The 22,108-nt window shown below is 66.0% G+C and carries 19 protein-coding genes; 15 read left to right on the forward strand and 4 right to left on the reverse strand.

Annotated features, from left to right (window positions below):
• Nucleotides 1-140 precede the first annotated feature (140 nt).
• Both QRM89_RS16255 and QRM89_RS16260 read left to right on the forward strand, forming a co-directional pair.
• Nucleotides 141-2,795, forward strand: coding sequence for a TonB-dependent receptor (locus QRM89_RS16255; RefSeq protein WP_285448485.1), 2,655 nt, complete (start codon nt 141-143; stop codon nt 2,793-2,795).
• A complete protein-coding gene (locus QRM89_RS16260) occupies nt 2,795-4,228 on the forward strand; it encodes a hypothetical protein (protein ID WP_285448486.1) in 1,434 nt (477 codons plus the stop codon). Before QRM89_RS16255 ends, QRM89_RS16260 begins: the two co-directional genes overlap by 1 nt.
• Nucleotides 4,229-4,354: 126 nt before the next feature.
• Here the strand turns inward: QRM89_RS16260 and QRM89_RS16265 are convergent, their stop codons facing one another.
• Nucleotides 4,355-4,915, reverse strand: a complete 561-nt coding sequence (locus QRM89_RS16265) for a DUF1415 domain-containing protein (protein ID WP_273673281.1) — start codon at nt 4,913-4,915, stop codon at nt 4,355-4,357.
• Between the two features lie 171 nt (nt 4,916-5,086).
• Nucleotides 5,087-5,572 (reverse strand): YajQ family cyclic di-GMP-binding protein, encoded by a 486-nt coding sequence (locus tag QRM89_RS16270; protein WP_011038715.1) that lies wholly within the window; start codon nt 5,570-5,572, stop codon nt 5,087-5,089.
• 259 nt (nt 5,573-5,831) lie between these two features.
• Between QRM89_RS16270 and QRM89_RS16275 the strand changes: the two genes are divergently transcribed.
• The 5 genes from QRM89_RS16275 to QRM89_RS16295 all read left to right on the forward strand — a co-directional run bounded on the left by QRM89_RS16275 (nt 5,832) and on the right by QRM89_RS16295 (nt 10,667).
• The gene (locus tag QRM89_RS16275) at nt 5,832-6,740 is read left to right on the forward strand and encodes a DMT family transporter (RefSeq protein WP_042594596.1); all 909 of its coding nucleotides are present in this window, start codon (nt 5,832-5,834) and stop codon (nt 6,738-6,740) included.
• 132 nt (nt 6,741-6,872) lie between these two features.
• Nucleotides 6,873-7,880, forward strand: a complete 1,008-nt coding sequence (locus tag QRM89_RS16280) for a methionine ABC transporter ATP-binding protein (RefSeq protein ID WP_070691693.1) — start codon at nt 6,873-6,875, stop codon at nt 7,878-7,880.
• Between the two features lie 2 nt (nt 7,881-7,882).
• The gene (locus QRM89_RS16285) at nt 7,883-8,575 is read left to right on the forward strand and encodes a methionine ABC transporter permease (RefSeq protein WP_029217164.1); all 693 of its coding nucleotides are present in this window, start codon (nt 7,883-7,885) and stop codon (nt 8,573-8,575) included.
• Nucleotides 8,576-8,776: 201 nt separating this feature from the next.
• Nucleotides 8,777-9,577, forward strand: a complete 801-nt coding sequence (locus QRM89_RS16290; protein ID WP_011038711.1) for a MetQ/NlpA family ABC transporter substrate-binding protein — start codon at nt 8,777-8,779, stop codon at nt 9,575-9,577.
• A gap of 532 nt (nt 9,578-10,109) precedes the next feature.
• The gene (locus QRM89_RS16295) at nt 10,110-10,667 is read left to right on the forward strand and encodes a DUF1453 domain-containing protein (RefSeq protein ID WP_285448487.1); all 558 of its coding nucleotides are present in this window, start codon (nt 10,110-10,112) and stop codon (nt 10,665-10,667) included.
• A gap of 109 nt (nt 10,668-10,776) precedes the next feature.
• Here the strand turns inward: QRM89_RS16295 and QRM89_RS16300 are convergent, their stop codons facing one another.
• Complete coding sequence (locus tag QRM89_RS16300) at nt 10,777-11,454, reverse strand: OmpW family outer membrane protein (RefSeq protein WP_040941858.1); 678 nt, start codon at nt 11,452-11,454, stop codon at nt 10,777-10,779.
• Nucleotides 11,455-11,639: 185 nt separating this feature from the next.
• Here QRM89_RS16300 and QRM89_RS16305 point away from each other — a divergent pair, with 185 nt between their 5' ends.
• The 6 genes from QRM89_RS16305 (at nt 11,640) to QRM89_RS16330 (ending at nt 19,112) form a co-directional block, all read left to right on the forward strand.
• Nucleotides 11,640-12,158 (forward strand): DNA-deoxyinosine glycosylase, encoded by a 519-nt coding sequence (locus tag QRM89_RS16305; protein ID WP_228431623.1) that lies wholly within the window; start codon nt 11,640-11,642, stop codon nt 12,156-12,158.
• A 156-nt stretch (nt 12,159-12,314) separates the two neighbouring features.
• Nucleotides 12,315-13,073, forward strand: a complete 759-nt coding sequence (locus QRM89_RS16310) for a YggN family protein (protein ID WP_116921878.1) — start codon at nt 12,315-12,317, stop codon at nt 13,071-13,073.
• A 126-nt stretch (nt 13,074-13,199) separates the two neighbouring features.
• A complete protein-coding gene (aceF, locus tag QRM89_RS16315; protein WP_273673299.1) occupies nt 13,200-14,960 on the forward strand; it encodes a dihydrolipoyllysine-residue acetyltransferase in 1,761 nt (586 codons plus the stop codon).
• Nucleotides 14,957-15,604, forward strand: a complete 648-nt coding sequence (locus QRM89_RS16320; RefSeq protein WP_019237994.1) for a hypothetical protein — start codon at nt 14,957-14,959, stop codon at nt 15,602-15,604. The genes aceF and QRM89_RS16320 overlap by 4 nt, the downstream gene beginning before the upstream one ends.
• A gap of 16 nt (nt 15,605-15,620) precedes the next feature.
• Nucleotides 15,621-17,465, forward strand: coding sequence for a dihydrolipoyl dehydrogenase (lpdA, locus tag QRM89_RS16325; RefSeq protein WP_285448488.1), 1,845 nt, complete (start codon nt 15,621-15,623; stop codon nt 17,463-17,465).
• Nucleotides 17,466-17,834: 369 nt separating this feature from the next.
• Nucleotides 17,835-19,112, forward strand: coding sequence for an amidohydrolase family protein (locus tag QRM89_RS16330; protein WP_228431447.1), 1,278 nt, complete (start codon nt 17,835-17,837; stop codon nt 19,110-19,112).
• Nucleotides 19,113-19,527: 415 nt separating this feature from the next.
• On the opposite strand, the gene QRM89_RS16335 is transcribed toward QRM89_RS16330, so the two are convergent.
• A complete protein-coding gene (locus tag QRM89_RS16335; RefSeq protein ID WP_042594608.1) occupies nt 19,528-20,340 on the reverse strand; it encodes a hypothetical protein in 813 nt (270 codons plus the stop codon).
• A gap of 516 nt (nt 20,341-20,856) precedes the next feature.
• On the opposite strand from QRM89_RS16335, the gene QRM89_RS16340 reads away from it, so the two are divergent.
• Complete coding sequence (locus QRM89_RS16340) at nt 20,857-21,222, forward strand: hypothetical protein (RefSeq protein WP_011035795.1); 366 nt, start codon at nt 20,857-20,859, stop codon at nt 21,220-21,222.
• A gap of 25 nt (nt 21,223-21,247) precedes the next feature.
• A complete protein-coding gene (gene atpB, locus QRM89_RS16345) occupies nt 21,248-22,048 on the forward strand; it encodes a F0F1 ATP synthase subunit A (protein WP_011035796.1) in 801 nt (266 codons plus the stop codon).
• The last annotated feature ends 60 nt before the right edge of the window (nt 22,049-22,108 follow it).

Raw genomic sequence — 22,108 nt, forward strand, 5'->3', positions numbered from 1 at the left:
GCTACAGCAAGATGCGGTGCGCTTGTGGCCGCTTTGCGCACCCGCGCATGTCATCAGCATTTCATACGAATTTCTTTTCATGGCGCGCGCCGACATGGCCGCCAGGGAGCGGTCCGGCTCCTCCCCCATCGGAAAACCTCATGACCTTTGCTCCCGTGCATCCTGCGCGTCGTCCTCGCCATGCCGTGTTGATGCTCGCCGTCACTGCCGCGCTCACCTCCGCCACCGTGCAGGCACAACAGGCTAGCGCTACGTCCGCGCAGACCACCGAGCTGGATCGCGTGCAGGTATTGGGCAGCTATGCGTCCAGCCTGGAGCGTGCGCTCAACGACAAACGCTATGCGCCTAGCGTGATCGATTCGATCGAAGCCGAAGACATCGGCAAGTTGCCTGCGCAGAACGTGGCCGAAGCACTGCAACGCCTGCCGGGTGTGACCATCGAGCGTGATCGCGGCGAAGGCGTATACGTGCGCGTGCGCGGCCTGGGGCCGAATTTTCAGGTCACCACGCTCAATGGGCAGACCATGGCGGTGAACGAGAACGTGCGCAATTCCGGGCAGACCGGCCGCCAGTTCCGCTTCGACACCTTGCCGGCCGAGCTGGTCTCGGGCCTGGAAGTGATCAAGAGCCCGACCGCCGCGCTGGATGAAGGCGCCATCGGCGGCGTGGTCAACGTCAAGACCTTTCGCCCGCTGCAATTGGGCAATGCAGAAACACATCTGTCGGCCGAACTCAGCCACCCGCAGCTGGCCGATGAGAACGACCCGCGCGTATCCGGCCTGTACAACTGGGTCAATGCCGACAAGACCCTGGGCGTGCTGTTCGCCGCTGCCTACGCCGAGCGCAGCCTGCGCCAGGATCGTGTCAACGAAACCTACTGGGAGCACTACGCCGATGGTATCGACGGCAACGGCGATGGCATTGCCGATACCGGCGCCATCTACGCGCCCTCGGCGATCCGCCCGACACTGGAACTGGAGCAGCGCAAGCGGATCGGCGTGGCCAGCTCGATCCAGTTCGCGCCCAGCGAGGCGCTGGAATTCAACCTTGACCTGTTCTACGCGCGCCAGCAGGTGGACTACGACGAGTTCGCGATCGGCACCGGCTGGGAGCCGCGCAACATGCGCAATCTCAGCATCGCCGGCAATGCGGTCACCGCGTTCGATTACCAGAACGGCCAGGTGCAGCTCTCGCGCGAAACCTCCGGCATGACCGACGAAAACCGCAGCGTGCGTTTCAGCGGTGCCTGGCAGGGCGATGCATGGAAGCTGCAGGGCACCGGCTTTGTGTCGCGTGCGCACAGCTGGAACGATGCACCGATTCGCCGCACCCGTCTGCGCACCGGCACCACCGTCGATCAGCGCGTGGTGTTCCCCACTGCCTCCGGCAACAATCTGCCGCAGTGGTCCTTCACCGATGGTTATGACCCGACCAATCCGGCGCAGACGCCGGGCCGCCGGCTGGAGTGGCGCATCATCGACGCGGTGGACCACGAGCGCGCGCTGCAATTCGATGCCGACCGCATGCTGGAAGGCGGCGTGTTCAGTGCGCTCAAGCTGGGCGCCAAATACCGCACCCGCGAGCGCCGCTATGACCGCACCGACCTGGTCAACAACAGCATCGCCGGCCGGCGCTTTGATGCCAGCTATTTCTACCCCTCATTGCCGGTGAGCGACATGCTGGACGGTGGCAACGGGCAGCTGCCGCGGCAGTGGCTGGCACCGCGCGAAGCGCCGTTCTGGGGTGACTGGCCGACTGCGGCGGATCTGGCCAACAGCCCCACCAGCGAAGACCTGCAAAATTCCTACCGCGTGCTCGAAGACATCAGCTCGGCGTATGCGATGCTGGAATTCTCCACGCCACTGGGCGGGCGCGATGTGCGCGGCAATGTCGGTGTCCGCGGCGTGCATACGCAACAACGCACCGAAGGCCATGCCAATCTCGACGGCGCCGCACAACCGGTGGTGTTCGAGCGCAGCTACAACGATGTGCTGCCGTCCTTGAACGTGGCCTACGACCTGCGCCCGACCATGGTGCTGCGCGGCGCCGCGGCGAAGGTGATCACCCGCCCGGATCTCACCGATCTGTCTTCCAAGCTCACCTTCAACTCCAGCGGCGAAGTGCTCACCGCCAGCGGCGGCAACCCGAACCTGGAGCCGTTCGAGGCACTGCAGTACGACCTCACCTTCGAGTGGTACACCTCGCCGTCGTCGGCGCTGGTGGCCGGCGTGTTCTACAAGGACATCAGCCGGTTCGTGCAGACCCAATTCTCCAACCTGGACTACCAGGGCCGCCGCTATCTGCTCTCGTCCAAGGTCAACGGTGGCAAAGCCAAGGTGCAGGGCGTGGAGCTGGCCTGGCAGCAGGTCTTCACTGGCTTGCCGGCGCCATTCGATGGCCTGGGCATGCAGGCCAACTACACCTGGACCGACAGCGAAGCCAACTATGTGGACGGAGACACCACCTTCCAGGATGCGTTGGAAGGCGTGGCCAAGAACAGCTACAACCTGGTCGGTTTCTACGAGAAGGGGCCGCTGTCGGTGCGGCTGAGTTACAGCTGGCGCGACGACATCGTCAACTCGGTGGGCACCGCCGATATCGCCACCAACAACACCCGCGCCTACGGCACGCTGGACGGCAACATTTCCTGGCAGATCACCCCGGCGCTGGCCGTGTTCGCCAATGCCATCAACCTGACCGGTGAGGTGCAGCACATGTATGTCGGCGACCACCTGTTCTCCGGCTATACCGACTACGGGCGCACCTACTCGCTCGGCCTGCGGGCGAACTTCTGATGCGCACGCTGCAGACCCTCGCAGCGGCCGTGTGCCTGTTGCTGAGCAGCGCGGCGCCGGCGGCGCAGTTAGAGGTTGATACCGCGCCGCCGGCTGCCACCGACCAGGACGCCGCGCCACGCCAGTGGCTGGCCGGCGACCATCATGTGCATAGCGAGTGGAGCGTGACCTGGGACCGGTCCACGACGCCGCCCACGCCGATCCGCGGTGGCGATTCGCCCTACACGCGCAGCCGCAATGCGCAGCAGGCCGCCGCCAACGGGCTTGCGTGGATGGTGCATACCGATCACGGCGGCCCGGGCCATTCGCGGGTGACCCGTACCCAGGCCTGGCCAGCGCTGCAGCAGGCCAGGCGCGCGGTGCCGGCGCTGATCCAGTTCCACGGGATGGAATTCGATGTGCCGGCGGCCGAGCATGCGTCGCTGATCATCGCACCAGGTGCCGACGAGCAAGCGCAGCTGGAGCGGCTGGAGCGCGACTACAACCGCTCCGAACTACTGGACGGCAGCCTCCGCGATACCGAGCCGGCGATGCTGGCGGCGCTGCACGCCATGCAGGCGATGCAGCCGCAGCCGCTGCTGATCGTCAACCATCCTTCGCGCACAGCGACAGCGCCCGGGGTCTGGGGCAAGGTCACTCCGGCGGAGTTGCGTGCATGGCAGGACGCTGCGCCGCAGGTGGTGATCGGCATGGAAGGTGCGCCCGGGCATCAGGCCGACACCGCGCATCGTGGGCTGTATCGCAATGCCGGCGCGCCGACGTTGGGTGGCTTCGACCAGATGACCGCACAGGTGGGCGGCGTGTGGGACAGCCTGCTGGCCGAAGGCCGTCATTTCTGGATCACCGCCACCTCCGATTCGCACCGCAACTGGCGTGATGGCGGCGCGGAATTTGACCCGGGCGAATACAGCAAGACCTATGTGTGGGCGCATCGCGATGCGGCCGACATTCTGCGCGCGTTGCGGGCCGGGCAGAGCTTTGCGGTGACCGGCGATCTGATCGATGCACTGGAGTTGCGTGTGGAGTCGGTTGCGGCCGATGGCGGTGTCCGCGCGCACGCCGGGATGGGCGGCACGCTGCAGGCTGTGGCAGGTACGACGCTGCAAGTGCGCGTGCGCATGCACGAACCGCAGCAGCCCAACCGCCACGGCCAGCGCCCGCAGGTGGCGCAGCTGGAGGTCATCACCGGTGGCGCGCAGCGTGGCGGCGGTGTGCGCACGCAGGTGCATCGCATTGCGCGTGCGGCGTTGCTGTCGCAGGACGGCTGGCTGAGCGCGCAGGTGGACCTGCCGGAGTTGGCCGATGGGGGCTTCGTGCGCGTGCGCGGCAGCAACACGGACGAACCCACCCCGCAGCCGGATGGCGCCGGCGAAGATCCCTGGCAGGATCTGTGGTTCTACTCCAATCCGGTGTTCGTCACGCCGGCGCGGTGAGCTGCGGCGCGTGGCGATCTGGCCCTGCGAACGCGCAGCTGTAACCCGGCCTGATCGGCGCATGTCAGCACGCGGACGTGAGGCCCACGCCGCCCGCGTGCAGGCGACGTGGCAATGCGCGGTGCCTCAGTGCGCGGCGCCGTGCAACACCCGCTCCCAGCCATCGCGGCCGAGGCGTTCGAGCGTTTCGATATTGCGCTCCACGATCACATCCGGGTCCGGGAAGGCGGCCACCGCGCGTTCCACGCTGTCTTCGCGCAACAGGTGCAGGGTGGGGAAGGGCGAGCGGTTGGTGAAGTTGGCCACGTCATCGGCTGCGGCGCCGGCAAACTGATAGTCCGGATGAAAACTGGCTACCTGCAGCACGCCCTGCAGATCCAGCGCCTCCACTGCCGCGTCGGCGTTGTCGAGGAAGTCGTTGTAGTCCAGGAAATCGGTGAGCACGTCCGGGTGCACGATCAGCGTGGTGTCGATCTGCTCGGCCGGCGTGTCGCGCAGCAGCACCAGTTCCTCGGCCAGCTGTTCCAGCAGCGCTTCGGGCGTGCTCGCATCGCTGAGCACCAGCCGCACCTGTTCCTTGACGTAGACCGCCTTGGCGAACGGGCACAGGTTCAGGCCGATCACCGCGCGCTCGATCCACAGGCGGGTGGCGATCAGGGGATCGGTGGGGTCGGGTGTGGAGGTCATCGTGGCGGCAGCAGCGTGATGGCGCGCCAGTGTATGCGATCGGGCTTTGGGCACGCGCTGCGCGCGCGGGTAACGGTTCGCTCTGCTGCTGCCAGCGGAGAGGGGCGACGGCAAATCGCGCGCCAGCCGCCCACTCACCACCGATGCGTCAGTCAGGCACTCAACGCCGCATCAATCGCGGAAGTTGTCGAACTGCAGCGGCAGCTCGAAGTCGGCCTTCTTCAACACTGCGATCGCGTCCTGCAGGTCGTCGCGCTTCTTGCCGGTGACGCGCAGCTTGTCGCCGTTGATCTGCGCTTCGACCTTGAGCTTGGCTTCCTTCAACTTGGCCACCAGCTGCTTGGCCTGCTTCTGCTCGATGCCCTGCTTGACGGTGACCTTTTGCCGCGCACCGGCCAGGTTAGTCTCCACATCGCCAAACTCCAGGCAGCGCACATCAATGCCACGGGCCAGCAGGCGCGCGCGCAGGATGTCGGTCATCTGCTTGACCTGGAAATCGCTCGGCGCGGACTGGTTGATCACCTTGCCGTCTTCGAGCTCGAACTTGGCTTCCACGCCCTTGAAGTCGAAGCGGGTGTCCAGCTCGCGGTTGGCCTGATCCACCGCATTGGTCAGTTCGTGCTTGTCGACTTCGGAAATCACGTCGAAGGACGGCATGGCAATTCCTCTTCAAAAGATCGGCAGCCAGTTTAAGACCCACCCGCATGCGATGACAGGGGCAGCAGTGGCGCGTGCGCCGGTCGCGGCTGGCAGGGATGGGCGTGCGCGCGAATGCCAAGCACGTACATCGACGATGCGGCCCGCGCGTACCTGCACGCGATTGCGCCCACCCAGACCCTGCGCAACTCCGGGCAGCGCAGGCGCTGCATGCACCGCAGCGGTCGCGAACCACCGTCTGCCCCGGCGATAATGCCGCATGTCTTTGACCGCGCCCGCCCCCCGTTCCCCGTTGCCTGCCATCGCCTGGATGGTGGCGGCAGTGGCGTGTTTTTCGCTGATGGATGCCGGCATGAAGCTGTTGTCGGCCAGCTACCCGCCCTTGCAGGTGACCTTGTTGCGCGGCGCGGCGTCGTTGCCGTTCGTGCTGGTGTGGGTGTTCGCCACCGCCGGGCCGCGCGCCATCATCCCGGTGCGCTGGGGCCTGCATCTGCTGCGCGGGGTGCTGGGCATGGTGATGATCGGCTGCTTCGTCTACGGGCTGAAGCGCATGCCGCTGTCCACCGCCTACACGCTGTATTTCGTCGCGCCGTTGCTGGTGGCCGCGCTATCGGTGCCGCTGCTGGGCGAACACGTCGGGCCGCGGCGCTGGACGGCCATTGCCATCGGCCTGGTCGGCGTGATCGTGGTGCTGCGGCCGGGCGTGAACGGGCTGATCTCCTTGCCCGGCCTGATGGTGCTGCTGGCGGCCACCGCCTATGCCATCGCCGCGATCACCGTGAGCCTGTTGACCCGCACCGACACTCCGCAGGCGATGGTGGTGTGGTTCCTGCTGTTCATGGCGATCGGCGCCGGCCTGCTGGCCATCCGGGACTGGGTGCCGTTGCGCGCCGAGCACGCCTGGCTGATCGCCGGCATGGGCCTGGCCGGGGCGTTGGGGCAGGTGGCGCTGACCCAGGCCTTCATGCGGGGCGAGGCCTCGATGATCGCCCCGCTCGAATACACCGGGCTGGTCTGGGTGATCGGCTGGGACTGGCTGCTGTGGCAGACCCTGCCCGACGCATGGACCTGGACCGGCGCCGGCATCATCGTCGCCAGCGGCCTGTATTTGTTGCGCCGGGAGCGGATCCGGCAGGCCGACAGGCCGCCGCCGCTGGATAGGCCGTGATTGGGGATTCGGGATTTGGGATTGGCAACAGCAGGAATGCCGTTGTCCTTGCGAATCCCCAATCCCCAATCCCGACTCCCGGTTGTGAACATTGACTGGTAGGCTTCACGACCCCCCAATCGGTCCCGCGCGGTGATCCAGTTCCAGCGCCTGCACAAGTCCTACACCGTCGACGGTCGCCAGATCGTGGCGCTGCATCCGCTCGACCTGCGGATCGGCCCCGGTGAGGTGTTCGGCATCATCGGCCATTCCGGCGCCGGCAAGTCCACGCTGATCCGGCTGATCAACCGGCTGGAAGAGCCCACCGGCGGACGCCTGTTGATTGGCGACGAAGACGTCACCGCGCTGGACAGCACCGGCCTGCGCGCGCTGCGGCGCCGGGTCGGGATGATCTTCCAGCACTTCAACCTGCTGTCTTCGCGCACGGTAGCCGGCAACGTGGCGTTCCCGCTGGAGCTGGCCGGCACGCCGCGCGCAGAGATCGACGCGCGCGTGGCCGAACTGCTGGCGCGGGTCGGCCTGGAGCAGCACGCCACCAAGTACCCGGCGCAGCTGTCCGGCGGGCAGAAGCAGCGCGTGGGTATTGCGCGGGCGCTGGCTACCCGCCCGCAGATCCTGTTGTGCGACGAAGCCACCAGCGCGCTGGACCCGCAGACCACGTCCTCGGTGCTGCAGCTGCTGGCGCAGATCAACCGCGAGCTGGGCCTGACCATCGTGCTGATCACCCACGAGATGGAGGTGATCCGCCGCGTCTGCGACCGCGTTGCGGTGCTGGACGCCGGCAAGCTGGTCGAAACCGGCCCGGTGACGGAGGTGTTCCTGCATCCGCAGCACCCCACTACCCGCCGCTTCGTGTCCGAAGCCGAGCATGTGGACGAAGCCGAGCTGCACCGCGATTTCGAAGCGGTGGGCGGGCGCATCGTGCGGCTGACCTTCCTGGGCAACGGCACCTACGAGCCGGTCCTGGGCCGCATCGCCCGCGAGACCGGTGTGGACTACAACATCCTGTCCGGGCGCGTGGACCGCATCAAGGACACGCCCTATGGGCAGCTCACCGTTGCCCTGACCGGTGGTGACCAGAACGCGGCGCGTGCCGGGTTCGTGGCCGCCGGTGTGCATGTCGAGGACCTGCGCGTATGAACCTGCTGCCCATCGCCGCCGCGCCCGGCTTCTTCCGGAATCTCGATGCCGCCAAGTGGGGCGACATCGGCCAGGCCACGCTGGACACCTTGCTGATGCTGGCCGGCGCGCTGCCGTTGACCTTGCTGATCGGGCTGCCGCTGGGCGTGGCGCTGTTTCTGTGCGGGGCGCCGCAACTGCGCCGCCGGCCGGTGCTGTACGGCGCGCTGGCCGCAGTGATCAACCTGCTGCGCTCGGTGCCCTTCATCATCCTGATGATCGCGATGATCCCGCTCACGCTGATGCTGATGGGCACCTCGCTGGGCGTGCGCGGCGCGATCCTGCCGTTGGTCGTCGGTGCGGCGCCGTTCTATGCGCGCCTGGTGGAAACCGCCCTGCGCGAAGTGGACCGCGGCATCATCGAGGCCAGCCAGGCAATGGGCGCGACCACCCGCCAGCTGGTCTGGCGCGTGCTGCTGCCCGAAGCGCGGCCCGGCCTGATCGCTGGCGCCACCGTCACCACCATCGCGCTGATCGGCTTCACCGCCATGGGCGGTGCAATCGGCTCCGGCGGCCTGGGCGATGTGGCCTACCGCGAAGGCTATCTGCGCTCGCATTCGGATGTCGCGCTGATCACCGTCATCGCGCTGCTGGTGCTGGTGCAGTTGCTGCAGATGCTCGGCGACCGCCTGGTGGCGCGTTACAGCCGCCGTTGAGCACGTGGCCTGCGGGACGGCGGCCGATGCCCTCGGCGGCCATCGCTGGCCTGCACGGGGCAGCGTGCGCCACCGCCGCCAGTGGGCGCGTGCGCTGCCGCAGTCCGGCAGGCCCGCGCCTGCATCGCCCCGGCGCGGGCGGTCTGCTAGGTTTGTCGTCTGCGGCGGCGCCGCGGTCCTCCTCCTCCCACGGATCCCTACATGAGCACATTTGCGTTTCGTTCCCTTCTGGCTGCCGCCACGCTGGCGCTGGCGTCCTGCGGTGGCGGTGGCAGCAGTGGCGGTGACACCCTCACCGTGGCCGCCACGGCGGTCCCGCATGCCGAAATCCTGGAAGTGGTCGAACCGCTGCTGGCCAAGGACGGCGTGAAGCTGGACGTGCGTGTGTTCAACGACTACGTGCAGCCCAATGACCAGGTCGTGCAGAAGCAGATCGACGTCAACTACTTCCAGACCGAGCCCTACCTGGACGCCTACAACCGCGACCGCAAGAGCCAGCTGGTGACCGTGGTGGGCGTGCATATCGAACCGTTCGGCGCGTACTCGCGGCGCTTCAAGTCGCTGGCCGACCTGCCCAGCGGCGCGGACGTGGTCATTCCCAACGACCCGAGCAACAACAGCCGCGCGCTGATCCTGCTCGACAAGGCCGGCGTGATCAAACTCAAGGATCCCAGCAATGCCTTGTCGTCGCAGCGCGACATCGTGGACAACCCCAAGCAGCTGAAATTCCGCGAGCTCGATTCGGCGATGCTGCCGCGCGTGCTGGACCAGGTGGATCTGGCCCTGATCAACACCAATTACGCGCTCGACGCCGGGCTCAATCCCACCCGCGATGCTCTGGCGATCGAAAGCAAGGACTCGCCGTACGTGAACTTCCTGGTCGCCCGTGCCGACAACAAGGACGATCCGCGCGTGCAGAAGCTCGCCAAGGCACTGACCAGCCCGGAAGTGAAGGCCTTCATCGAGCAGAAGTACAAGGGCGCGGTGCTGCCGGCGTTCTGAAGTGCAGATTCTGAAGTGCAGATGATGCGCGCGCCATAACCGTACGCGCGGGCAGGGCGCGCGATGGCGATTGCCAGCGTCGCGTCCGCAGCCTTGCGCGGCAGTGCCGCAGATAACAGCCATCGCCTGCCAACCGGTTGCTGAGCGCCAAACGCAGTACGTTCGTTGCTTGACGGTGTGCGCACGACCATTGCGACTGGCTTTGCCCCACCATCGCGTCACCTTTGGCGGCATGGGTCCCGCCAAGGAGCCTGCAGCGACATACGTGCGGCGTGCGCTGCGGTGGTGGCGGGCAGGGCCCTGCAACCGCGTCACTGTCCAATGCGCTGCAAAACCACTGCCAGAACTTTCTGCAATGGATGCATCGATCGGCACGCTGATCGGCGCAGCCCGCAGCGGCTGCGGCATCTGTGACTGACCTGCCGCACGCGTATGTCGACACGCACCACACTCCGCATCGGTTTCCATTGCACCTGCCGGCTCACAAATCAGCCGACGCTCTTCCTCACACTGCGCTACCGATACTCTCCTGATGCCCCTCCTGCTTGCCATTCCATTAGCCGTGATCATCGCCCTGGCGGTGTTCGCGGTGCTGTTCCCGCTGTCGTTGCTGCAGCGCTTCCGCGTCGGCACCGCCCGCCGGCAGGCACACGGCTGGCTGTTGCTGATCAACCTGGTGTCAGCGGCGGTCTCCAGCGTGCTGTTCGTGGTGTTTACGCTGATTGCCGCGGCGTTCTGGCCGGGGACGATCAGCCATGCCGCGTTTGGCTGGGCCTGCGGGCTGGTGTTGGGAGCGGTGGCGCTGCGCCTGACCCGCTTCGAACGCACCACGCAGGGCCTGTTCTACCGGCCCAACCTGTGGCTGGTGCTCGCGCTGACCGGCTTGGTCCTGGTGCGAATCGTTGCCGGGCTAGTGCAGGGCTGGCGCAGTACCTGGCACGGCGTGCCATGGCCGGTGGAAGGCTGGCTCAGCCACGCCAGCCTGCTTGGCGCGGCCGGTGTGTTGCTGGGTTATGCGTTGGCGTATGCCACCTTGCTGTGGTGGCGCTGGCGCAGCGCCCGCCTGCGTGGCAGCGTCTATTGGCGCTGAATCGCATGGCGCGATCGCAGCATCCGTGAGCGCAAAAAAAAAACGGGCCCGAAGGCCCGTTTTTTCATACACACGCGTGTTGCTTGCGCGTGTTGCCTGGACGTTGCGCTTAGAAGCGAGCGCCGACGCCGAAGCCGACGGTCCACGGATCCAGTTCCAGCTCGCTGCCGGTACCGGCACCACCCACACGCAGTTCCGGACGCGAACGCATGTAACGGGCGTCGGCGCGTGCGAACCAGGTGGAGTTGATGTTCATGTCCACGCCCACGGTGCCGATCACGCCCTTGGCGGTATCCAGGCCCACGTGCTGACCGGTGGTGGAGGCTGCGTCGATCTTCTCGTTGCTGAAGTTCGACTCGTAGTAGCCCACGCCCACGAACGGACGGAACACGTTGTCGGCCTGGCCGAAGTGGTACTGGCCGCTGATGGCGATCGGCTGCTGCTCGACAGTGCCCACCTTGCCCACGCCATCGGCGTTGACGCGGTGGTTGAACTTGTCGGCTGCGCCCCACAGTTCAACGGCCCAGTTGTCATTGATGTAGTAGCTGGCGCTCAGGGTCGGCGCCGGGCCACCGTCGACGTCCAGGCCAGGAGCCGGGTCGTTCTTCGGCTTGATCAGCGCAACGCCGCCGACCACGGCCCAATGCTTGCCGGATGCGGTGTCGCTGCTGCTGGACATGGCGGTCGAAGAGGTGTCACCGGTGTAGGTGGCCTCCTGCGCGAACGCGGACGGTGCAATCGCAAGTGCGGATACAGCAGCCAGGCTCAGGATGGAAATGGAACGCATGAGGGTCTCCTCGTCTTATTGTTAGGCCCTTGGAGTGGGCCGCGCCAAAGCTATTCCTGAAAATCTGAATCCACGCCCACCTGCGGCTCGCTAAAATTTCGTTTGTTCAGGAACTTTCCCGAGAAGACCGTGATTGCTGGATTCAACGCTGAAAGTGCATTCACGCAGATGCGTTCGCCGTGACGATGCAAACACCGCTGTTGCGTGGATTGCCCGCAGAAATTGCCGCGGATTGCCGTGTGCTGGTACTGGGATCGATGCCCGGCAGCGCCTCATTGCATGCGCATGCCTACTATGCACATCCACGCAATCGCTTCTGGCCGGTGATGCAGCAATTGCTCGGCATCGATGCAGACGCGCCGTATGACGCACGTCTGCAGCAACTGGCCGCGCGCGGTGTCGGGCTCTGGGATGTGATCGGCGAATGCGCACGCCGAGGCAGCCTGGATGCGGCGATCGTGCCGGGCAGCATCGTGGTCAATCCGCTGCCCGAGCGGTTGACCACGCTGCCGCAGCTGCGCCTTGTGGTGTGCAACGGCAGTGCCGCCGCGCAGGCGTGGCGCCGCCACGTGCAACCGGCGTTGTCGCCGCCGCTGACGCGCCTACCGGTGCAGGCCGTGCCCTCGACCAGCCCGGCCAATGCTGCGTGGTCGCTGCCGCGGTTGTGTGCGGCGTGGCAGCCCGTGCGCGATGCGCTGCGCTAGCTGGAAGGCGTGGCATATCGCTCACGCGGACGTTCTCAGCGCGTTTGCACCGCGCATGCAGCACCATCCCGCCGCCAGAAGTCATGCCTGCCTTAGGCACACGCGCGGCGGTGGCGCGCTGCGCATCATCGGCCACAGCACATAAGGAGAGACTGCATGGCAATCACGTACCGGACCACGTTCGCCATTGCACTGGCTGCCTGCCTGGCCGCAGCTGGTGGTGTGGCCAGTGCCGATGAGCTGCACTGCGAGGTCAACACGGACTACGACCTCACGCTCAATCCGCGCAGCCTGATCCTGATCCGCGACAGCGGCACGCCGCAGCGGCTGGTCATGCGCCAGGGCGCGCTTTTCGTCGACGACCGCTGGGTGACGTTGAGCGACGACGATCGCAACCGTCTGGTCCAGTTCGAGCAGCAGACCCGCGCCGTGGTGCCGCTGGCGCAGGAGGTCGGGCGCGAGGCGGCCGATATCGCCATCACCGCGCTCGGCGAAGTGGCGGCCGGCTTCAGCCGGGATCCGTCGGCCACCCGGACGCAGCTGGCCAGCGTGCGCGACAAGGTCGACCTGCGCCTGAAGCAGAGCTTCGGCAAAAGCCAGCTGACGCCGGTGGATATCGACGATGAAATCGGCACGCTGGTGGCGGAGATGCTGCCGCAACTGATCGGCGATGTCGTGGCCAGCACCGTGCAGGCCGCGATGACCGGCAACGGTACGCAGCTGCGCTCGCTCGACGGCCTGGAGCAGCGCATCGAGCGGCTGGTCGAGCCGCAGGCGCGCGCGCTGCGGCCGCGTGCGCAGCAGTTGTGCACGCGGATGGAGGCGCTGGACGCATTGGACAATGCGCTGGCGTATCGTCTGCCGTCAGGCGCGCCATTGCAGCTGTTGCAGGTGGATCGACGCCCTGCCAAGTAAGCATGCAGCCCCTGCGCGGACGCTGCATCCCGCCACGCGTGCGATTTTTTCGGCGGCAATGGTTGGCGCTGCGGCTCCCGGCCGGCCACAATAGGGGTTTCCCCATTCTGTTGCCGGAGTTCCCGTATGGCCGAAATCAAGGAAGCACTTGTCCCCGATATCGGTGACTACAGCGATGTCCCGGTGATCGAAGTGCTGGTGTCGGTCGGCGATACGGTCAGCAAGGACCAGAGCCTGGTCACGCTGGAATCGGACAAGGCCACGATGGAAGTGCCCTCGTCGGTGGCCGGCGTGGTCAAGGAGATCAAGGTCAAGGTCGGTGACAGCCTGTCGCAGGGCGCGCTGGTCGCGCTGATCGAAGTAGCCGATGCCGGTGCCGAGACGGCTGCGGCGCCAGCGCCTGCCGCTGCGCCCGCCAAGGCTGCACCTGCTGCCGCACCTGCGCCGGCTGCCAAGGCGGAGCCGGCGGCGCCTGCTGCAGCGTCTGTCGGCGGTCAGGTCGAGGCCCGTGTGCCGGACATCGGCGACTACAGCGGCGTGCCGGTGATCGAAGTACTGGTGGCGGTGGGCGATACCGTCGCCAAGGACCAGAGCCTGGTCACGCTGGAATCGGACAAGGCCACGATGGAAGTGCCCTCGTCGGTGGCCGGCGTGATCAAGGAGCTCAAGGTCAAGGTCGGCGACAGCCTGTCGCAGGGCGATCTGGTGGCGATCATCGCTGCCAGCGATGGCGGCGCCGGTGCGGCGCAGTCCCCGGCCAAGCCCACCACCGACACCGCTGAAACCGCCGGCAAGGTCGAGCCGGTGGCCGTCCCGGCCGAGCCGGACAAGCTGGCCCAGCGCGAGATCGCGCAGGTGCAGTCGGCCCGTTCCACCGCGGCATCGCAGCCGGCCCAGGCAGCGTCCGGCACCCCGAGCAGCCCGCCGGTGACCTTCGATGCCGACAGCGTGCTGCCGTCCAAGGTGCCGTATGCCAGCCCGGTGGTGCGCGTGTTCGCGCGCGAGCTGGGCGTGGATCTGAACCAGATCAAGGGCAGCGAGAAGGGCGGCCGGATCACCCGTGAAGACGTGCAGCGCTTCGTCAAGGCCGCACTCAGCGGCGGCGCGCCTGCCGCAGCCGGTGCCGCACCGGCCGGTGGTGGCAACGGCCTGAACCTGCTGGCCTGGCCGAAGGTGGACTTCAGCAAGTTCGGCGAAACCGAAACCCAGCCGCTGTCGCGCATCAAGAAGATTTCCGGTGCGAACCTGGCGCGCAACTGGGCCATGATTCCGCACGTCACCCAGTTCGAATCGGCCGACATCACCGACCTGGAAGCCCTGCGCGTGGCGCTGAACAAGGAGAACGAGAAGGCCGGCATCAAGCTGACCATGCTCGCCTTCCTCATCAAGGCCAGCGCCGCGGCGCTGAAGAAGTTCCCCGAGTTCAACGCCTCGCTCGATGCGGCCGGCGAAAACCTCACGCTGAAGAAGTACATCAACATCGGCTTTGCCGCTGACACGCCGAACGGCCTGGTCGTGCCGGTGATCCGCGACGTCGACAAGAAGGGCGTGCTGCAGATCGCGCAGGAAAGTGGCGAGCTGGCCAAGAAGGCGCGCGACGGCAAGCTGGGCCCGGCCGACATGAGCGGCGGCTGCTTCTCGATCAGCTCGCTCGGTGGCATTGGCGGCACCGCGTTCACGCCGATCATCAATGCACCGGAAGTGGCGATCCTGGGCGTGTCCAAGTCGGCGATGCAGCCGGTCTGGAACGGCAAGGACTTCGCACCGAAGCTGATGCTGCCGTTGTCGTTGAGCTACGACCACCGCGTCATCGACGGCGCGCTGGCCGCGCGCTTCACCACCTATCTCAGCCAGGTGCTCGCCGACATGCGACGCGTCCTGCTGTGAGAGCAGCGCTGCTGACGCTCGCCTTGCTGGGTGTGCTGCCGTGGTCGTCCGCGGCCGCACGCGAATGCGCCAGCACGCTGGGCCGCGGCTGGCCGCCGGCGGTGGGCAACTACGGCACCGCGGTGACTACGCTGCTGGATGGCGGCGCCAAGCCGATGCTGTCGTTGCTGACCCTGCCAACGCGTGGTGTCGAAAGCGGCATCGCGCTGGTGCCGGGCAAGTCCGGCAGCGACTGGACGGTGCGCTTCAGCCGTGCCGACGAGCGGGTCTACAGCTGGGTCAGCCAGACCGACCGCGGCGCGGTGCAGTTCCGCACCGAACAGACCCCTGAAACCGTCGAGATCCCGATCCCGGCGGCGCTGGCGCAACGCCTGGTCGGCAGCTGGACCACGGCACTGACCCAGCTCGCACCGAGCGGCCAGACCGCACCGGTCACCGAAGGCGAAGTGCTGTCGTTCCTGGTCGATGGCGTGCGCTACAGCGGCACGCGCCCGAGCTGCGGTGTTGGCGAGCTGCTGTTGCAGCAGGCCGCGCTGCTGATCGAAGCCAGCGAAGGCAAGGAAAAGAAGCGCGACAAGCGCTGGACCCAAATCGAATCGTCGCTGGATGAACTCCAGCAGACGCTTGCCGGCACCGCCGGTTAAGCCACAGGAGAAGCAAATGGCGGTCATTGAAATCAAGGTTCCGGACATCGGCGATTACAGCGATGTCCCCGTCATCGAAGTGCTGGTCGCCGTTGGCGACAGCGTGGTCAAGGACCAGGGCCTGGTGACGCTGGAGTCGGACAAGGCCACGCTGGAAGTGCCGTCCTCGGCCGCCGGTGTGGTGAAGGAACTCAAGGTCAAGATTGGCGACAACCTGTCCGAAGGCGCAGTGGTGTTGCTGCTGGAGACCGAAGGCGAGGCCGCTGCCGCACCGGCCGCGCCGAAGGCCGAGACCAAGGCCGCTGCGCCTGCTGCACCTGCTGCGGCCCCCGCGGCGGCCGCACCCGGCAGCAAGCCGCCGGTGACCCCGTCGCACCGCGCCCCGGCCGAACCGGCCGCGCCCAAGCCGGCGCTGGCCAGCGGCAAGGCCGCCGATATCGAATGCAAGATGGTGGTGCTCGGCGCCGGCCCTGGCGGCTACACCGCCGCGTTCCGCGCCGCCGACCTCGGCCTGGACACGGTGCTGATCGAGCGCTACGCCAGCCTGGGCGGCGTCTGCCTCAACGTTGGCTGCATCCCGTCCAAGGCGCTGCTGCATGCCGCTGCGGTGATCGATGAAGTGGCCCATGCCGGCGACTTCGGCGTGGACTTCGGCCAGCCCAAGATCACCCTGGACAAGCTGCGCGAGTACAAGGAAAAAGTGGTCGGCAAGCTCACCGGCGGCCTGGCCAGCATGGCCAAGCAGCGCAAGGTGCGCACCGTCACCGGCGTGGCCAGCTTCGTCTCGCCCAACGAGCTGGAGATCGTCGGCGACGACGGCAAGACCCAGCTGCTGCGCTTTGAGCACTGCGTCATCGCCGCCGGTTCGCAGGCGGTGAAGCTGCCGAACTTCCCGTGGGACGACAAGCGCGTGATGGACTCCACCGACGCGCTGGAACTGCACGACATCCCCAAGACCCTGCTCGTGGTCGGCGGCGGCATCATCGGCCTGGAAATGGCCACGGTGTACAGCGCGCTGGGCAGCAAGGTCACCGTGGTCGAGTTCATGGACCAGCTGATGCCGGGCGCCGACAAGGACCTGGTCAAGCCGCTGGCCGATCGCCTGAAGAAGCAGGGCGTCGAGGTCCATCTCAAGACCAAGGCCACCGACGTCAGCGCCGATGCCAAGGGCATCACGGTGTCGTTCGAAGCGGCCACCGAAGGCGAAAAGCCTGGCCTGCAGGCGACCGCCTTCGATCGCGTGCTGGTCGCGGTGGGTCGCTCGCCCAACGGCAAGAAGATCGGCGCTGAAAAGGCCGGCGTTACCGTCACCGAACGCGGCTTTATCCCGGTGGACCGGCAGATGCGCACCAATGTGCCGCACATCTTCGCCATCGGCGACATCGTCGGTAACCCGATGCTGGCCCACAAGGCCACCCACGAGGGCAAGCTGGCCGCCGAAGTGGCTGCTGGCGAGAAGAAGGAATGGGTGGCGCGGGTGATTCCGTCGGTTGCCTATACCAACCCGGAAATCGCCTGGGTGGGCGTCACCGAAACCGAGGCCAAGGCCAAGGGCTTGAAGGTGGGCGTGGCCAAGTTCCCGTGGGCCGCCAGCGGCCGTGCGATCGGCATCGGCCGCACCGAAGGCTTCACCAAGCTGATCTTTGACGAAGACACCCACCGCATCATTGGTGGTGCGATCGTCGGCGTGCATGCCGGTGATCTGCTGGCCGAAATCGGCCTGGCCATCGAGATGGGCGCCGAAGCCGAAGACATCGGCCACACCATCCATGCGCACCCGACCCTGAGCGAGTCGGTTGGCATGGCGGCCGAGGTATACGACGGCACCATCACCGATCTGTATATCCCCAAGAAGAAGTAAGCCGCACAGCGTCTTGTGTGCTGACAGCGCCCCGCATTGCGGGGCGTTTGTCGTTAGGCAGGCATGCCTGCAGGTCGTCGATGCGAGGTCGACTCGACGGCGATGCCAGGGCATGCGTGATGTGCGCCGGTGTCGGCAAGGGCAGCGTTGGGCGCGTCCTGCCCATCCTGCGCGAGCAGTGGCGCGTGCTGCCACGCGCTCGCGCCACTGCGTGCGCGAACGTGGCTCCATCACCGCAGCATCGTGCGACGCCGCTGCAACCGCGACGCTGCAACCACGAACATGACCCCGCAGCGCAGCTTGCACGCCAGGCAGCGCGCTTGCACCATCGAGCCGCGGACACCGGGTTCGCGCCTGGGGAGACAACGGATGGTCAAGGTAAGGATGTCGGCGTTGTTGGTCGCCGCAGGGTGCGCGTGCACGTCGCTGAGCGCGCAGGCCCAGACCACCGTCATCACCGCCGCCCGCCTGCTGGATGTGCAGGCAGGACGCTATGTGGAGCGCCCGCAGATCGACGTCGTCGCCGGCCGTATTACGCGTGTCGGTCGCCAGGGCGACCCGGTGCCACCACAGGCGCAGCGCATCGACCTGGGCGAGCGCACGCTGTTGCCCGGGCTGATCGACATGCATGTGCATCTCACCGTGGATCCCACGTTGGGCGGCTACAAGGGCCTGGAATACACCGACAATTTCTGGACCGTGGTGGGCGTGGCCAACGCCGCCAAGACGCTCCGCGCCGGGTTCACCACGGTGCGCAATGTTGGTTCGCTCAACTATGACGATGTCGCGCTCAATCAGGCGATCGAGCGCGGCACCGTGCCGGGACCGCGCATCGTGCCGGCGACCTACGGCATCGGCGCGACCGGCGGGCACTGCGATGCCACCGAGTTCCCGCCATCGGTGCGCGTCACCGGCCCCGGTGTGGCCGATGGCCCGGATGCGATCCGCGCAGCGGTACGCACGCTGCGCAAATACGGCGCCGAAGTGATCAAGTTCTGCGGCACTGGCGGCGTGCTGTCCAAGACCGACAGCGTTGGCGGGCAGCAGTACAGCCTGGAGGAAATGCGCGCGCTGGTGGACGAGGCGCATCGCCTGGGCTTGAAGGTCGCCGTGCATGCGCATGGCACCGCCGGCATCAACGATGCGATCCGCGCCGGTGCCGACACCATTGAGCACGCCAGCCTGGCCGATGCCGAATCCTTCAAGCTGGCCAAGGCGCGCGGCACCTGGTTTTCGATGGACATCTACAACGACGACTACATCCTGGCCGAGGGCGAAAAGAACGGTTTGTTTGCCGAGTCGCTGGAGAAGGAGCGCCAGATCGGGCGCAAGCAACGCGAGACCTTTCGCGCCGCACATGCGGCGGGCGTGCGGCTGGTGTTCGGTAGCGATGCCGGCGTATATCCCAATGGCGACAACGCGCGACAGTTCGCCAAGATGGTGGAGTGGGGCATGACCCCGCTGGAGGCGATTCGCGCCGCCACCGTAGACGCCGCCGATGCATTGGGGCGCAGTGCCGACGTCGGTGCCATCGCGCCGGGGCGCTACGCCGATCTGATCGCGGTGAGCGGCGATCCGCTGCAGGACGTGAGCGTGCTGATGCAGGTGGAGAGCGTGATCAAGGGCGGCGAACGCGTCGCCGATTGAACCGTCGCAACTGACGCCGCGCTGCGGTGTTACGGGGCAGTGCAGTGCGGTGCAGTGCGGCAGTGCGGTGTAGTGCGTGAGCGCGTGATGCTCTGCCCGCGAGCATCGATCTATCGCGCAGCACACAGTGTGTGTGGCACGTGCAGTGATGCAGGTTTTCATCAGCCTGGATACCAGGTAGCCGCTGGCGGTAGCGCTGCGATCACGCATCAAGCACGCGGCAGGCAAGCAGGGGGGGGGTATGGGGTGAGGCGCGCAGACGCGCATCCCAGGTTTGCGCAGCAGTCGCGCATTGCGCATGCTGCACGCAGCGCGTGGAGTAACGCGCAGATGCAGATGCAGACGCAGACGCAGACACCAAAACGACAACGCCCCGCACAAGGCGGGGCGTTGCGTCACACGGGGGCAGCGCAGATCAGAACGCGAACGTCACGCCTGCAACCGGGCCCTTGAACTCCTGCTTCAGGCCGATCAGGCCATCGCTGCCGCGCTGGTCGACGTCGAGCTTGAACCAGTCGTAGCCGGCGAAGATGCCGAAGTTCTTGGTGAAGCGGTATTCGGCCATCGCATTGGCACGGCTCAGGTCGCCCGAATAGTCGCCAAAATCGCCCCAGCTGGTGTTGAGGTACTGGCCCTGCACGTTGAACAGCCAATGCTCGCTCGGACGTGCGGTGAAGCGGATACCCACCACCGGTGCCACGCCGTCTTCGCTCTCGTCGAGCACGTCGCCGGTGAACACATCACCCAGGTCGGCGTAGGCGTTGGCCTCGACCTTGGCGTATTCGGCACCGATCTGCAGGCCCAGGCTGAATTCCGGAGTGTCGACGACCGAGTAGTCGTACACCAGGCTGGCCACCTGGTACTTGAGCTCGCCCTTGATGAAGCTGCCGCTCGGCACGGTGAAACCACCGGCGCTGACGTCTTCGCCCAGGGTCTCGCGGCGATCTTTGTCGTACTTGAAGTAGTCAAAGATCAAACGCTGGCGGGTGCTCATGCGGAACACGCCATCGATGCGCGGCTCCCACTCCTTGCCACCGAAATCGAAATCCTGGTCCAGGGCGATTTCGTTGCCAGCCACCACGGTGTTGCCACGCAGGGTGTTGTCGTTATCGATGTTCATCGCGCCAAGACGGATCTGGAAGCGATCATCGGTATCTTCGGCGTGGGCAGGCGCGGCATAGGCAGCGGCCAAAACGCACGGGATGGCCAGTGCGAGCAGGTGTTTCATGGGGAGCTCCGTATTCTTGGAAGGCAGGCGATCGGGCCTGTGGCGCGCACTATCGGTAAAAGCGCGTCCACCAAGAGTGAAAGCGTTGTGGTACCGAAGTGAAGAACTTCCTAGCAATCGGACAAAACGGTCCGCTTTGCCTGTCCCGCGACATCCGGGTCAATACGCACCATTGTGGTGTCTGAGTGCTGTCACACCGCCGCGGAGGTCGGCGGATTGGACCGGAGGTGGGAAGGTGGGGGTGCGACAAAATGCGTCACAAAAGCAGGAGCCCCGGTCTCCCAGGGCTCCTAGACGCAGCCTGCAGTGGAACCTTTCGACGAGGATGTGCAGGCCTCGCAGGTTCTGACAGCCGGTTTGTGGCAAAGTTCCTCCCGTCGCGTGGCACCGGCATGGTGCGTCGCAACAAGTTCATGACTTCTCCCGGTTGTCTCGCAATTTGTCCAATTGCTATACTTTCGCGGCTCGACGAGGCGCATCTGCGCTTCCCACCCATCCACACGCAAGGTACCCGTAGTGCTGAACTCCGTTGACGCGGGTCGGCGGTTGATGCTGCGCGCTGCGGTATATCCGCTTGCCGCTGTAGCTATAACCAGTCTGGGGTTGCTGCTGATGGGGCCCCGTTACTCTGCCGGTCTGGCATTGACCGGGTTTGCGACGGTGTTGGGCGGCTGGGTGGCGGCGCGGACGGCGCTGGGGGGCGGCATCCAGGCGGCGGGCATTGCCATGGTCCGTCTGATTCTGGCGATGGTGCTGAAGTGGGTGTTGGTTTTCGTGGCGCTGGCGCTGGGCTTTGCCCTGTGGCGGCTGCCTCCTCTGGCCTTGTTGGCGGGTATCGCCATCGGGCTGATTTTTCAAGTTCTGGCTCTGGCCAGGCGTTGATTCGAACTTAAAGGGCTCCGGACACATGGCGGGCGAGGCAGCAACACCTACCTCCTATATCCAGCACCACCTGCAGAACCTGGTTTATCCGGTGCGGGATGGCGGCGGCACGTTCTGGACCATCCACGTCGACACCCTGGTCATGGCCGTGTTGATGGGCCTGGTGATGGTCTTCGCATTCTGGATGGCCACGCGCAATGCCACTGCCGGCGTGCCGGGCAAGTGGCAGGCGTTTGTCGAGATCTGCCTGGAATTTGTCGATCGCCAGGCCAAGGACACCTATCACGGCACCAGCAAGCTGGTGACCCCGATCGCGATCACGATCTTCTTCTGGATCCTGTTGATGAATCTCATCAAGATGATCCCGGCCGACTTCATCGCCATCCCGCTGGGCTGGGCTGGCATCCACGCCTGGAAGCCGGTCCCCACCGCCGACGTCAATGCCACCTTGGGCATGTCGATCAGCGTGTTCTTCTTGATGATCGTCTTCTCGCTGCGCTCCAAGGGCGTGGGCGGCATGACCAAGGAATTCCTCACGGCGCCGTTCGGCAAGTGGATGATGCCGTTCAACCTGCTCCTGAACATCGTCGAGTGGCTGAGCAAGCCGATTTCGCTGGCGATGCGACTGTTCGGCAACATGTTCGGCGGCGAGATCGTCTTCCTGCTGATCTGGGTGCTGGGCGGTGCGGGCATCGCCGGCATGGTTGCCGGCGGCGTATTCGGCCTCGGCTGGATGCTGTTCCACCTGTTGGTGATTCCGCTACAGGCCTTCATTTTCATGATGCTGTCGATCGTGTACCTGAGCCTTGCGGAAGACAGTCACTGAGTTTCGTTTCACCCTTCATCCGCTTTATCCCGATTTATCCATCACCCTTAGAAACTTTCG

It is taken from the genome of Xanthomonas sp. LMC-A-07 (genome assembly GCF_030208825.1).
Lineage (GTDB): Bacteria > Pseudomonadota > Gammaproteobacteria > Xanthomonadales > Xanthomonadaceae > Xanthomonas > Xanthomonas campestris.

Bases quoted from the DNA above. Each gene is read 5' to 3' on its own strand.
- QRM89_RS16255 (WP_285448485.1), top strand. From the start codon at position 141: ATGACCTTTGCTCCCGTGCATCCTGCGCGTCGTCCTCGCCATGCCGTG.
- QRM89_RS16260 (WP_285448486.1), top strand. From the start codon at position 2,795: ATGCGCACGCTGCAGACCCTCGCAGCGGCCGTGTGCCTGTTGCTGAGC.
- QRM89_RS16265 (WP_273673281.1), bottom strand. From the start codon at position 4,915: ATGACCTCCACACCCGACCCCACCGATCCCCTGATCGCCACCCGCCTG.
- QRM89_RS16270 (WP_011038715.1), bottom strand. From the start codon at position 5,572: ATGCCGTCCTTCGACGTGATTTCCGAAGTCGACAAGCACGAACTGACC.
- QRM89_RS16275 (WP_042594596.1), top strand. From the start codon at position 5,832: ATGTCTTTGACCGCGCCCGCCCCCCGTTCCCCGTTGCCTGCCATCGCC.
- QRM89_RS16290 (WP_011038711.1), top strand. From the start codon at position 8,777: ATGAGCACATTTGCGTTTCGTTCCCTTCTGGCTGCCGCCACGCTGGCG.
- QRM89_RS16295 (WP_285448487.1), top strand. From the start codon at position 10,110: ATGCCCCTCCTGCTTGCCATTCCATTAGCCGTGATCATCGCCCTGGCG.
- QRM89_RS16300 (WP_040941858.1), bottom strand. From the start codon at position 11,454: ATGCGTTCCATTTCCATCCTGAGCCTGGCTGCTGTATCCGCACTTGCG.
- QRM89_RS16305 (WP_228431623.1), top strand. From the start codon at position 11,640: ATGCAAACACCGCTGTTGCGTGGATTGCCCGCAGAAATTGCCGCGGAT.
- QRM89_RS16310 (WP_116921878.1), top strand. From the start codon at position 12,315: ATGGCAATCACGTACCGGACCACGTTCGCCATTGCACTGGCTGCCTGC.
- aceF (WP_273673299.1), top strand. From the start codon at position 13,200: ATGGCCGAAATCAAGGAAGCACTTGTCCCCGATATCGGTGACTACAGC.
- lpdA (WP_285448488.1), top strand. From the start codon at position 15,621: ATGGCGGTCATTGAAATCAAGGTTCCGGACATCGGCGATTACAGCGAT.
- QRM89_RS16330 (WP_228431447.1), top strand. From the start codon at position 17,835: ATGGTCAAGGTAAGGATGTCGGCGTTGTTGGTCGCCGCAGGGTGCGCG.
- QRM89_RS16335 (WP_042594608.1), bottom strand. From the start codon at position 20,340: ATGAAACACCTGCTCGCACTGGCCATCCCGTGCGTTTTGGCCGCTGCC.
- atpB (WP_011035796.1), top strand. From the start codon at position 21,248: ATGGCGGGCGAGGCAGCAACACCTACCTCCTATATCCAGCACCACCTG.